This window comes from Providencia sp. R33 (genome assembly GCF_019343475.1).
In the GTDB taxonomy this organism is placed as follows: domain Bacteria; phylum Pseudomonadota; class Gammaproteobacteria; order Enterobacterales; family Enterobacteriaceae; genus Providencia.
In genome coordinates this window covers 347,995-361,680 of sequence record NZ_CP072453.1, presented here as the reverse complement: position 1 = coordinate 361,680, position 13,686 = coordinate 347,995, and the positions used below count along the sequence as shown (strand labels likewise).

The window sequence follows — 13,686 nt, the reverse complement described above, 5'->3', positions numbered from 1 at the left end:
ATCATGAAAAAGATGGCAGAAATTGCAATAATCATCGTATTAGTTATCATCTTCACTTCACTGGGTGATGCACTAGGCGGTTCAATCTATGGTCGTGGTAGCTTTGGCGCAGTCTTTAGTGACTCGCTGATTGCGATGGCACTGTTAGGCGGTATGTCATTTGTGGCGTACTTAATCGCACAAATTCCACCATTAGGTAAATTACCCGTTATTTTCTGGGTATCCCTAATTGCTGCGGGTCTGTGTTCACCACTATTCCCTTACGATAAAGAAATGATCGCAATGACAGGCAAAATTTCACTTGCCGTCATCAGTACTACAGTACTGGCATTCGCAGGTCTTTCACTCGGTAAAGATATCGAAAAATTTAAAGCCATCTCTTGGCGGATTATTCCAGTTTCACTGGCGGTATTCACGGGAACATTCTTATTCGCTGCACTTATTGGTCAAGTGACTCTTTCATGGAGTGGCGTTATCTAAATAAAGGAAAAAATTAACCATGACAATGACCAAAGACCAATTGAAAGCCAAAGTTTGTGAAGCTATCGCGTCAAACAAAGACGTTATCAAAAAGCTGGCAGATGATATTTGGGCAGAGCCTGAACTGGGTTATAAAGAAACCAAAACGGCAAAAAAAGTGGAAGCTGCGTTTTCAGCGTTAGGCGTCAACTACCGTAATCAGCTCGCTTTGACCGGTGTCAAAGCACGATTGAAAGGCGGTAAAGGAAGCAAGCACAGTATTGCCGTGATTGGTGAGTTAGATGCCATCATTTGTGCAGAACATCCAGATGCCGATGACTTGACAGGTGCGGCTCACTGCTGCGGTCATAATGCGCAAATTGCCAATATGATGGCAGTGACAATTGGTCTGGTTAAGTCAGGTGCGATGGAATACCTCGCAGGGGACGTGGTTCCCTTCGCGGTTCCCGCTGAGGAATATGTCGAGCTTGCTTACCGTAATAAATTGATTGAACAAGGAAAAATCAATTATATCGGTGGCAAGCCCGAGTTAATTTCTCTCGGTGAGTTTGATGATGTGGATATGGCAATGCAAATCCACTTAACCAGTGTTAAGCCTGAGCGCGATGCTGGTTTTATCGAGATGTCGACAACCACCAATGGGTTTATTGGCAAACTGATTAACTACAAGGGTAAATCTTCCCATGCCGCAGCTGCGCCACATTTAGGTGTGAACGCTCTCAATGCTGCCATGATGGGGATTATGGGGGTGAATGCAATTCGCGAAACCTTCCAAGAAAAAGATTATATCCGTTTCCACCCAATCATTACCCAAGGCGGCGATTTAGTAAATGTCACCCCAAGTGATGTGCGTATGGAAAGTTATGTCAGAGCCTCAAATGTCCCCGCGATGATTGATGCTAATGAACGAATTACTCGTGCGCTGGTTGCAGGGGCAATGTCTGTTGGCGCAGAAGTGGAAGTAAAAGATTTACCAGGTTATTTGCCACTTTATAACAACGACACACTCAATGACTTACTGCAACATAATGCGCATGACTTAATTGGTGAAGACAACGTTTGGGTTGCTGAACATATGACAGGCAGCACAGATACTGGCGATCTTTCTCATATCATGCCAGTAAGCCACCCATGGATTGGCGCAATACGTGGTGGACTACACGGTAAAGATTACGTGGTATTTGATGATGATATGGCGTATATCCGCCCAGCTCAAATGATGGCAATGACAATTATTGACCTATTGTTTGATGATGCCGCTGGCGCTGATGCCCTTATGGATAATTACAAACCACTAATGAGCAAAGAGGAATACCTCGCGTTTATTAGCTCCTTTAAGAATTAATATCCCCCCTAAATATGATGCTAAAAACAGCGTATTTAGGGGTATTTCTTATCCCCTCCCTCTAGCCTCTTTTTTATTTTCATTTATCATCACTTATTTCTTAATAATACTTAATTTTATTAAATACGCTTTATTTACTAAATCAATTAATTTATTTTAAATAACGTATTTAAATCATAAACCCTTAACGCAAATAACCTTAATAAGCATAAAAAATATTAATACTCGCCCTTAAGATTATAATATAACATTATGATTTTTAATAATTTTATACAAATTAAACTTTTCTATCTTTATTTTAACCTCTCACCATCCCTATTCTTCATGAGCCATGAAATACTGATATGATATAAATACGATCCCCGTCACGCATACTTTATGAATATTAACGTTAAAATCTAGCTAACCAATAATAATCAACAATAACCGCCACGGATATTTTTCTGATAGTCGGCTTATTTTGAAAATAAAATGCAGTTATGTTACGTCAGTGCGATATCGAATCGAACGCGCTTACATCAGGGACCCTTTTAACAGCATGAAAATTGCTTTCTGTATACGGGAAATAATGTAATGACCAATAAGTACAATATTAGCGAAAAGCTCTTTGCGCTTGAAACATTCAGCAAAAAAACGCGCCAAGATTTACATAAAATCCCTGAATTATCAGGTCAAGAATTCAAAACATCGCAATACTGCCGCGAGCTAATGCAGAGTTTTGGCTACAATATTCGCCTATTTGAAGGTTATACCGGTTTTACCGCAGATCTCATTGTTGACCCTAATAAGCGTTTAATTGCCTACCGTACCGATATCGATGGCCTTGAAATGCCTGATTTAACCTGCAACGAGCACAGTTCTGTTCATGAGGGTTGTGCCCATAACTGTGGTCACGATACCCACATGACAATTGCGCTAACCGCGGCAAAATACCTCAGTGAAAACCGTGATGAGCTGACCCATAACGTGCGTTTTATCTTCCAAATGGCGGAAGAAGACATGCGTGTACCGGGTGCCAATAAAATGGTTGAAATGGGCTGCATGGACGGTGTTGATGAGGTTTATGGCCTACACAATGATGCAGCATTTGAAACGGGCAATATCAAATTTAACGCTGGTGTAATGTCCTCTTATGGCTCTGCTTGGACACTGGATGTACACGGTGTTTCTGCGCACGGTTCAACACCGCATAAAGGGCTGGATGCCATTCGCGAAGCCACTCGTATTATCGATTATATGGATTACATCGTTGCGAAAAAAACCGATCCTTTCAGCCCTGCGGTCTTTGGCTGCGGCATGATCAACGGTGGAACCATTCCAAACGCATTAGCGGATCACGTCCAAGCACGAGGAACCATTCGTTCAATGGATGAGGAAACCGACAAAATCTTAAAAGCGAGCTTTAAAGAAATTGTTGAGCGCAGTGAAGCGGGCGGTTTTAAAACGACACTTGAGTGCAGTGGTTACCCTGCGGTTGTTAACCACCCTCAAGCGGCTAAAGTCATTTATGATGCGGCAGCGGCATTCTTACCCGTTGAAAATATTGAGCCTAATGGCAAACCGATGACAGGAAGTGAAGACTTCAGTTTTATGGTCAATGCCACAAAAGATAAGCTTGGCGCGATGTACTTTTTAGGCAGCGGTAGCCAAGCGAAAGGAATTAATAACTACTTGCATGCCAACCCTTATTTTGTTGACGATGACTGCCTATTAATTGGCGCTCAGATTTTTATTAATATCGCGACACGCTAAAACTAAAATAATACACACAGCAATCTAAAGCCGAATAACCTAAATTATTCGGCTTTTTTCTTAGAGTTCAGGTAGTGAACGATAAAGCTCGTCTCGCTCGTTTTTATCTGTTGGAACCCACTGTGCGGATTGGTGAATATAATTTAAATCAAGGTGGGGAGCATAGTTGGAAATAAAGTCATACATGTAGTCTTTCAAGTGCATATGTCGACTGATACATACATGAGTATAGCTCGGCTTCACTAAATTACTTATATCAATGCAGCGTAGTGTCTCGCTGTCTTCTTCAGGGTCAAAAGCGACTGTCGAAATAATACCTACCCCAGCCCCACGCTTCACATAATATTTAATGATTTCTGTATCAACGGCCGTTAATACAACATTTGGCGTTAATTTATTTTGATAGAAAACTTGGTCGAGCTTTGACTGGCCTGTAAAACCAAATACATAGGTAATAAGCGGGTACTGAGCCAGCTCCTCAATGGTTAATTTTTCACACTGGGCAAGCGGGTGGTCATGCGGAACGATAACGCTGCGCGACCACTGGTAGCAAGGCAATGCGAGTAGGTCATCATAAAGGTGCATCGATTCCGTCGCGATAGCAAAATCCACATCACCATTATTAACCATTTCCGCTAACTGTGCTGGTGCACCTTGATGAAAATGCAGGGAAATATTGGGATAACGTGCATTAAAACGTTCAATAACTTTGGGTAATTTATAGCGGATTTGTGTATGTGTTGTGGCTATATGCAGGTTTTGTTTAATCGTCGTATCTTCGTGGGACACGATATTTTTGATTTTCTCAAACTGCGCCAAAATATCACACGCCACTTGATGAACTTGTTCTCCAATCGGGCTTAATGAAAGTAAGTTATTATTTTTCCGATTAAATAAAGAAACATTCAGCTCATCTTCCAATAGTTTAAGCTGCTTACTCACTGTAGGTTGCGAGGTATACATTTTTTCAGCGGCATTGGTGATATTAAAATCACTCCTCACCACCTCAACAAAACTTTTTAGCTGACTAATGTTCATTACTGATTATCCAGTTTAAATGGATCAAAATAAGAATTAAGAAAATCAATTTTTATACGACATACACTGTACTGTGCGCAGTAATTGTATCATATAAGGTCAATTGACTAAATTAATGATGACGAGAAATTCAGTCATCAATGACCCAATGACCATAATTACCTTATTGAAGGTTAAAATTTTTGATTGCTGAATCAAGGAAGGATGACAAAAAAAAATGGAAAACCATTCATGACAATATTGCACAATGTGGTTTTCCAAAACAGAAATATAACAACTAAAATTATTTCATTAAATTGAATCAGATCGCTTTTTTACTTAATCATAAGTAAATGTAACACCAATGACAGACTGCACTTTACCCGCGGTTACTTGCCCCGTCGTTCGTCCATATCTTGCGCTAAGCCCTAAATTAACCGCTGAAGAACCCACAGTACCAAGTGAAACTTTTTGTTGTATCGGGATAGCCGCGCCATTACGAACCAGCTCTATTCCAATTCCCTTAGCGGCATCTCCCCCAGGAAAAACATTTGAAAATATCGTTGGGCTCGAATCTGTCTGCCCTGAAATATAGAAAGAGAGGTTTTGATTAGAAGCGCAATGAACAGAAAGCGGAACAGGCGCAGTACTTGGGTATTCAGGTAAATTCACAAAAACATTTCGCGCTGAGACATCACACCCTCCAATAGGGATAACAACCTCATTATTTGTATATAAATGCCACGTAAAAATTTCTGTTCGTAAGTTCCCGCTCCCATCAAGGTTCGAACCAAATTGCTGCATCACAAGTGTTGCAAAGTGGGTGCCTTTTTTAATCACAATGCCACCCGCCGCATTAATAGGCGTTAGGTATAACTGTGTATTCCATGCGACATATTCCCCTGATGGGAAATTCTGGCGATGTGTTGGTGCTACGAGAGGAAAGGAATTATTGACGCCATAATAAGATAACGACCCTCTAAAGTTGGCTAATGCACCGCCGAAGATTGACCCTTTAACCATGGTAACTTCATCTTTTCGTATTAATGGGTCATCATTTCTGCAAAATATGGATTTAGATAGGTCAACAACTAAGTTTTGTCCAGGAAGAACATTCGGTTGCAGGTTAACATAAGCATTCCCCGTATTATTCCCCGTTCCACTGACTAATGTATTCCCTGTAGAGTCATAACATCTATAGGCAAAGCTTGAGCACGTCCCCATTACATAAACAATTAATGGAACGATTACTATTTTTATAAGTTTCTGAATTTTCGTATTCATGTTATTAACTCACTGATAAGTATAGGTAACATCAATAATAGATTGGATACTTCCTTGCGATGCTTGACCTTTTACTGAAAGCGCTCGAACCTGTAGAGGGAAGTGTACAGATAAACTTGAATCGTCAACGGCTAATGCTGTTTGTGCGCCATTGTTTAAATTGTTTCCGTTGAGATCTTGCAATTGCAATTGGATATTGCTGGCATTTCCTTGGTTTTTATAATATCCCGTCGTATCCGTTACCCCGCTAAATTTGGCCGTGACAACGGATGTTCCAACTGGACAATTGATTAAATCCAAAGATATTGAGTGCCATTCTGACGAAGAACCTGGCGAGATAAGATCGAACGTGTGTAAGTCACCTAAATCCACATTGGCTATTTTAGTTGAAATTGTGCATGGCTTTGCGACCACACTGCCATTCACTTCAATGGTAACATCATCCGCATAAGCTAATGATATTTGTGAAGAGAGTACAACCAGACAGAGAGGGACTATCATCTTCCCGCAAATATTCATCATGTCATCCTCGGCTTACTGGAATTCAAGCGTAAAAGTGGCGGTGGCTCTGACATGTCCCGCCGTGACAGGCACATTAGATGCCATTAACCGAGCATAAAATTGGATTGTGTTGCTCTTTTGTGCAACTAAAGGAAGCCAATTCAAGCTATTACTTGTTTCATTGAGTACCAGTGGGCTTTTTTGGCTATCTAAGATTTGTATGCCTACACCAGACGCATTGAGGTTACCGGGCTCTATAGCTAACAAGGTTGTGTTTTGAATATCAGCTATCCCCACAAAACCAATTTTTACCGCTGTGACTGAACTGCCACAAGGTGCTAACTCAATACTAAATGGAATGGAAGAAGTCACATCACCATTCGCACGTAGGAGCTTTGTTGGGCTGGCCAGTAAATCAACCACTTGATTTTTTGAACCAGGCGCAACAGCGCAAGTATTATCCCGTACATAACCTTTAATGTTAATCGTGCTATCTGCTGCGTAAGCAGGTGGTAACAAAGGCAAAAATGTCAGCATCGAAAGTGAAAAAACGATCATTTTTTTAGACATTATTTGTTCCTTATTGACATTCTGCACGGTATTTACTCAGTGCTTCGTTTTGACTTTCCTTAGGCAAGGAATATGTGATTTGACACTGTGCGTCAGGGGTGTCCCCCCAACGTGCCATCAAATGCCCAGAAAGAGGTAACCCGGTTAAATAAACCTGCCCTTCATCTGCCACAATACTTCCGCCACTGTTTTCAGTTGAAGAAACAATCGCACCAAATGGTACTGGTTTTCCATTTTTAACTATTGTCATCAATACCTTAACACCTATTTGCGGATGGAAATCTGCACGCACAACGGCACCGTGGGTCGGTATAACCGTCGTAACAGGGTCTTCTAAATCGACATTATTGGCGAGTGTCGCCGTATCGAGTCCGATACGATTCTCACGATAATCCGTCGCATACGGTAATACCGCGTAGCCACGCCAGTCCGTTCTAACCCCTGTATGATTTTCAACTTTTACATTGTTTGCACCCGGTGCTCTAACAAGTACGATCGTGTCATTGAATGGCTGGCTGAGCGTTATACCATTCTCATGAGCAACAACGCCCCCACTTACACCGTAGTACATTTGGCGGACATTATCGGTATAGCTATACCCAATATTGGAATTACCATAAGTGCCTCGATAATTCAGCGCAGTAAATCCTGTTGTAGAACGATCGCGATTACCACCACTTGCATACCCGGCTTGTACGCTATAACTCAAATTATTATCGTCAAGCAATGTTCCATATAAACCTGCTGTATTCGTCATGCGGCCTTTCAGATCATGGGAAGCATTGAAGTTTGCACTGGCATTACGCCATATTGATTTATCATCAGAACGCAACCAATAGCTAAATGGAATACTGAGATTTACCGCTAACATTTGGTCGTTGCTATCCTGCCAAGCATTTTTAGAAAGGCTATAACTCACCCCCAAATTCATGCCATTGAGCAAGGTATTAAGCCCCACCTGTAGTTGCTTATCTGATTTATCTGTATTCCAATACGTGTCTTGGCTTCCCGTTATATATAACGTTAATTGATCACCGAATTGCTGCGTGACACTAATTTGAAATCTTTCACGTTTATTGAATGCTAAATTAAAGTAATCCGTGAATTTTGGTTCAGTTTCAACGATGCCATTAGGGGCTGTTGTGTGATAGCCCTGCATTTGTTTGTACGTCGTATCTGCAAAAGTATAGTAACCTTTCGTTGAGTAACGATACCCCGCTAACTGAATCGTGGTTCCAGTATCACTCATCGATTTATTATAGAGAAAACGTATAGACTGCCCTTGATGATCACTGTCATCCGGCAATGTCGAATTGGCTTGTGTAATATCGACAGATAAAGCACCAAACAAGCCAATGTTTTTACCCACCCCGATATTAAATGCTTTGTATTTCTCAGAGAGCTGAGTACCACCATACACTGTCCAACCGTATGATAATCCTCTCATTATTGTGCCCTGTGCAAAGCTGGGTGTTTCTTGGTATCCATTACCTGAACGGTAGTCTGCTAGCGTAATAGAATATTTTGTATGACCTTCCCGCTGTAATAATGGCACCGATGAATAAGGCACTGTAAACACTTGCTCTGAACCATCTGACTCCTTGATTGTGACTTTTAAGTCCCCACTGTTACCAACAGAATACAAGTCATCAATCACAAAAGGTCCTGGCGGGAAAGTATTGCGATAAATTTCATACCCATTTTGTTTTATCGAGATGTCAGCTGCACCACGCGCAATACCACGAATAACGGGAGCAAATCCTTTTTGGCTTTCAGGTAACATATTTTCATCCGATGACAGTTGCACACCTCTAAAATTAAAACTGTCGAAAATTTCACCTGGGGTAAAGTTATCACCGATGACCAAACGTGAACGCATCTGATTGATCCCACGTTCTAAATAGGTATTAATATGCTCCCAGCGCGTTTCGCTCTCACTCCCACCACTTCGGTGGCTCCACGTTGAGTTATCACGCAAACGCCATGCCCCGACATTAATGCCACTCTGTAAATTTAAATAACTGTAGCTGCTATGTTTGCCATCATCGTTAGTGGCCTCATTACCAGTCAGGTTATAATTTAAAATACCGGCAGTGATCCCAGAATCCCAATATTCAGGGGCAATATAATCGCGAGCATTATTAGACATAAACACTTGGGGGATCGTTATGTAAATACGCTGTAAGCCTACATCAAAGCGTGAAGTCACCCCTTCAACAAGCTCAGTTACTGGCTGGCAAGTCTCTTTCGCTTGCGTAGTGATTTTGGGGTTAGCTTGTAGGATAGCTTGTGTATTTACCCCCATTTTTGTTAGTTCACTAAGTGTGAAACAAGGGACAAGTGTAGACCCCTCTTTTTGCGTTACAAAACTCACATCTTTAGTGCTGAGAAAACCATCATTTAGGTAAATATCAACTCGATAAGTCCCCGCGGGCACTTCTTGGCCTTTTTCAAAAGCAGATAAATCGGCCACTGCAGCAGGGTCATCAGCTAAAAAACGAGGATTAAAATAAAGCTCTGCCTCTGCCCAAGCTGGATATAAACAGGCACTGATCAATAAAGCTAAAGGAATTAAGGGAAAACGCTGTTCAGAAATGCATCCAAAAAATGTTCTATCCCCTGAATTGTAATGCCCTTTTTTAGATGTCAACTGTGACATGATCCCTCCTTCACCTATCCTGAACAGTTTTATTACCCGCTATTCTTCGTAATCAATCTATTGCCATTTAAAATGGCTACCCTATTGAGCACGCCCGATCATTTGTGGTGTTAATGCACCGTAGTCATTAATTGTTTGATATTTAATTTGGCCATTTGCATTTGCGGGCATCGCGACGGTGCTTTCCCCAAATGGTGGCACAAGGGTGTTATTCAGTTTGACTGAACCTACGCTCAATCCTGTTACGGTCGCGTAGTAAGGCGTTGGGTTCTTAATCAGGATCGCACCTGCTTGTTGTTTAAAACGTAATGCATCTGCAACGGTATCGGGGGCGATAGAGAGATTCTCAGGTCGATAATAAAGCTTAATACGGCTAATGATGGCTAATTGAAGTGTATTATCGTTCGCTTTAGATTTATCCATTGCGGGTATCGCTTTAACATTCAGCCAAAAAAGACTTTCCCTATCTTTAGGTAATTGATTATTAGTTCCATCAATAATACGTAATGTATTTTCTTTTTTTCCTTGCATCGTAAATAACGGAGGCGTGATAGCAAATTGGTTATATTTTTGACCATTGTCATTCTCTATCCATGATTGAATGAGAAATGCACTGTTATCATCATTATTAGTGACAGCAAGTTGAACTTGTTTTTGACCTGCAGGGTAAATAACACGAGTCGCGCCAAGTGCGACACCTGCATATGCTTGTATTGATATTCCCGATAACAGTAATATCAATAAAGCTGTTATTGCGTGACGAATCGTAGTTGTTTTCATTTTTATCTCTGTTATTTTTAAATAGAAATTAAAGAATTATTATCATTATTTTCTTAACGCTTTTATTACACGATGACAGATAAAACATGTAGACGCTTTTGGCATACTTTTAGCAATGAATAATATTTAGAGATGATGCTTATTGAATAATGGTCACTTTATTAATACATTTTTATCTCTTTAATATTATTGATATCAGCCATCCTTGGCTGAACTCATTCACTGTCCTTAGGAAAACTTAATGGTTACTCGTATTGAACAGCAAATGTTGCATCTGCGTTTGCAGTACCTGCTGTTGTTGCATCAAGTGCAAAGTAACGTGCTTGGAAAGGCAGAATGTTAGTCCCATTTTTTAACGTAATTGGACTACTAAACTGAGTTCCATCAAGCTCTTGTGGAATACTTTTTGAGTCTAAAATTTGAATACCAACGTTAGTTGCTGAGCCCGCAGCAGAAGAAGCAATAGACAGAACTGTTGGGTTAGTTGCACTCGCAGCAACACCAGTAAATGCGACTTTAGCTGAAGTAGCGACTTTGACGTCACAATCGTTTAATTGAATATTGAAGCCGACTGCATTACTCACATCACCTGTTGCTGCGAGTTTTGCGGTACGCACTTGACCAAGCTGTACAGTTTGGTCTATTGAACCTGCATCAACAGCACAAGCGGCATTGACGAGTTCTCCTTTAAAATGAACAGCGCCACCATTAACGGTTGTCGGCGTAGCAGCAGATGCCATCATTGAAGAGAAAGATAATGCAGCAGCAATTGATAAAGTAATGATTTTGAATTTCATGGAATATACCTTTTAATATGACTAATTGACATTTTCACGACATATTTAATAAAAAGAGTTACTATCTAAAAATAATAACCGACCGAACCTCAATGAAGAAAATTCATGGGCTAACTTTTCCGATAATAGACTTATCCTTTGTTTCACATTTAAAACCGATGCTAGTACTTATTTTGTTTTTCAATCCTATTAAATAAAAGTCAATTTAAAAAACATTAATACTTCAGTTTAAAAAATTAGAACTTCAGCCTGACAATAAAAATCAGTAATTTTAATTTTTCCTATAAAGAGACGAACATTTAAATCTATTTTTCAATCTCACTCTGTAGTGAAAGTACTCATAATATACGTAATATTTGGTTTCATTTTCTAATTGTTTTTTACACATGAAAAAGTCGTTTGATATAGGTTACACCTATCAATAGTAGAAAAAAGTCAAGTGATTTACCTATAACTGCAGAGTAAAAATCTATATATGGAGCAAGATCAGGTTTAATAATCTATTAATTTATAAAGTCCAATTTGCTTTGAATTAATAATGAAGACATCCTTACACATGACACTTAAGTAAGATTTACCATTATTTTTATATCAATTTAATATTATATGGTTTTTTATCAGACAAGTCTGAGCAACTTAATGCTAAAACCCTATCATCAATACTCACTTAAAATTAACCAATTAATTACATTTAACACTTGTTATTTATTTTTTATAAAATCATTTAAAAGTCACATACTTTAGTTAATATGTTTTTTTTCATTTAGCAGCATTAATTTATTTACCTTTACTTAAAGCTTGATTGGAAATCACATTTGTTTTATTGAATTCGTGCATCATCGATAAGATAATTCTCAATCCCACATTATTTTTTAGCTCTATTTAAATGTCTGTTAACGACAATACTGTGGGAGACTTTCTAGCAACACGTTACTTTTTGGTTTTAAATTGTAGGATTATAGAACGTCAAGCAAATGACAACGTCTATCTCGTCAGGAAAGGGGTCTTAGGCATGTTGAGACTAGCAAATGGCGGGAAATTCGTTTTCAAGCAATCAAGAGAGAGGATATACATTTTGTATTTTTATGTTGGGGAAAATTGGCGTTTCAGAGTAAACCTCATTCCCCATTAATAGGTTAATAGTGGTAATAGCTTAGTTTAATTGTTCATCTTGCTATATTCCTCACAACCCTGTTTACTTTTTTTATCACAAGCTTGCCCAAAATATTCCTTGGCTAAACCTAATAATTTTGCCTCTCGGTATATTTCACCAAGATCATTACAACTACTTACACCTGGATCAAAACCGTCTCTAGTCGGTGTGGAACGAAGGCATGCATCCATATGAATATCGATGGCCTGATTTCTATTCTTAGGAACCCCTTTTCCGTTAAGATATAAATTGGCTAACTGGCTACATGACTTGAGTTCACTATTATTACAACCAATTTCATACAGCTCTTTCGCTTTTTTATAGTCTTGTCTAACGCCAGTTCCATATTCATAATCATGACCAGCCGAATAACAATTCGAGTCCTGATTTTCCCTACAATCTGATACTTTTTGTTGTAGTGTTTTACCATAAGCAAATGAAGTGCTGGCCATAACACCAAGAGTAACAAAGAAAAACAGTTTTTTCATGGTAATACTCTTTAAATAGAATAAAAAAATGAGTGCCAACTCATTGCAAGTTATTAGTCTGGCACAACCTGCCACAGCTAACACATATATTTGAGTGATATAAAACACCGATACAGCGTAATTGTTCTAAATAATCAGTAATATTATTTCTATCGCCAAAAATAATATTTTTTCTCACTGTTTATTCATGAGTATCGCTCTTCCCCACTCTAAAATTTAGGTTAAGAACAGAATGAACTATAGCATTAATATCCCTATTTCTTAAACTAAATGGGTCAAATTGAATTTATATTAACTTAATATCTTGCGGTATATCACGTATCGATTTAGAACATTGACTATCTCCACTAGCAATTACTACCTTGTTAGCTTAACCAATGGCCAAATAGCAAATCAGTTGAATGTGTAAATTGTCCAGTGGCAGGGGGAGTTACCTTGAGTGATGAGCATTTTTTATTTCAGGCATAAAAAAAGACATCGGTTGATGTCCATTGACTTCGAAATGGTCCCTACAGGATTCGAACACGAGTCAATTAACATTGTTTTATAATGAAAATATCGTGTTCGATAAATTTTATACCAACAAATATACCAACAATTATTTTTCTACAAAATAATTAAGGTTTTCAATTTAATATCCCTATAGGTAGCGCGATCAATCACGCATTTATCTTTTACAGACAGCTTAATAATCTACCTTTGAGCAAGTGTTCTTATAGACAGTGGTACACTAGGCCGATGCTGTAAAATTTGTTTTCGTATAACTATTTGGAATACTTCACCAAAGTAGTAGATTAAGGCTGTTTCAGCGAAAAATAGCTGAGCTAATAGAAGTAATAATATAATATTTAATAAATTTA

At 39.1% G+C, this 13,686-nt stretch carries 11 protein-coding genes; 3 read left to right on the top strand and 8 right to left on the bottom strand.

Features of this window, described 5'->3' with window-relative positions; genetic code table 11:
- The first annotated feature begins 3 nt into the window (after nucleotides 1-3).
- The 3 genes from J6836_RS01690 (at nucleotide 4) to J6836_RS01680 (ending at nucleotide 3,577) form a co-directional block, all read left to right on the top strand.
- Nucleotides 4-480, top strand: coding sequence for a hypothetical protein (locus J6836_RS01690; RefSeq protein ID WP_219246199.1), 477 nt, complete (start codon nucleotides 4-6; stop codon nucleotides 478-480).
- A 19-nt stretch (nucleotides 481-499) separates the two neighbouring features.
- Nucleotides 500-1,825 (top strand): amidohydrolase, encoded by a 1,326-nt coding sequence (locus tag J6836_RS01685; protein WP_219246198.1) that lies wholly within the window; start codon nucleotides 500-502, stop codon nucleotides 1,823-1,825.
- A gap of 573 nt (nucleotides 1,826-2,398) precedes the next feature.
- Nucleotides 2,399-3,577 (top strand): M20 metallopeptidase family protein, encoded by a 1,179-nt coding sequence (locus J6836_RS01680; protein WP_219246197.1) that lies wholly within the window; start codon nucleotides 2,399-2,401, stop codon nucleotides 3,575-3,577.
- Between the two features lie 60 nt (nucleotides 3,578-3,637).
- Here J6836_RS01680 and J6836_RS01675 read toward each other — a convergent pair whose 3' ends face one another.
- The 8 genes from J6836_RS01675 to J6836_RS01640 form a co-directional block, all read right to left on the bottom strand.
- Complete coding sequence (locus J6836_RS01675) at nucleotides 3,638-4,615, bottom strand: LysR substrate-binding domain-containing protein (RefSeq protein WP_219246196.1); 978 nt, start codon at nucleotides 4,613-4,615, stop codon at nucleotides 3,638-3,640.
- A 318-nt stretch (nucleotides 4,616-4,933) separates the two neighbouring features.
- On the bottom strand, nucleotides 4,934-5,818 hold the full coding sequence (locus J6836_RS01670; protein ID WP_282560658.1) for a fimbrial protein: 885 nt from the start codon (nucleotides 5,816-5,818) through the stop codon (nucleotides 4,934-4,936).
- 69 nt (nucleotides 5,819-5,887) lie between these two features.
- Complete coding sequence (locus tag J6836_RS01665; protein ID WP_255586393.1) at nucleotides 5,888-6,379, bottom strand: fimbrial protein; 492 nt, start codon at nucleotides 6,377-6,379, stop codon at nucleotides 5,888-5,890.
- Nucleotides 6,380-6,412: 33 nt separating this feature from the next.
- The gene (locus J6836_RS01660) at nucleotides 6,413-6,937 is read right to left on the bottom strand and encodes a fimbrial protein (RefSeq protein ID WP_255586392.1); all 525 of its coding nucleotides are present in this window, start codon (nucleotides 6,935-6,937) and stop codon (nucleotides 6,413-6,415) included.
- A 22-nt stretch (nucleotides 6,938-6,959) separates the two neighbouring features.
- Nucleotides 6,960-9,608 carry a fimbrial biogenesis usher protein gene (locus J6836_RS01655; RefSeq protein ID WP_219246193.1) on the bottom strand — a complete coding sequence of 883 codons (2,649 nt, stop codon included), beginning with the start codon at nucleotides 9,606-9,608 and terminating at the stop codon, nucleotides 6,960-6,962.
- Between the two features lie 81 nt (nucleotides 9,609-9,689).
- Nucleotides 9,690-10,388: a fimbria/pilus periplasmic chaperone gene (locus J6836_RS01650; RefSeq protein WP_219246192.1), complete on the bottom strand. Its 699-nt coding sequence runs from the start codon at nucleotides 10,386-10,388 to the stop codon at nucleotides 9,690-9,692.
- A gap of 245 nt (nucleotides 10,389-10,633) precedes the next feature.
- Nucleotides 10,634-11,185 (bottom strand): type 1 fimbrial major subunit FimA, encoded by a 552-nt coding sequence (gene fimA / locus J6836_RS01645; protein ID WP_219246191.1) that lies wholly within the window; start codon nucleotides 11,183-11,185, stop codon nucleotides 10,634-10,636.
- A gap of 1,158 nt (nucleotides 11,186-12,343) precedes the next feature.
- Nucleotides 12,344-12,826 carry a tetratricopeptide repeat protein gene (locus tag J6836_RS01640; protein WP_219246190.1) on the bottom strand — a complete coding sequence of 161 codons (483 nt, stop codon included), beginning with the start codon at nucleotides 12,824-12,826 and terminating at the stop codon, nucleotides 12,344-12,346.
- Nucleotides 12,827-13,686: the final 860 nt, after the last annotated feature.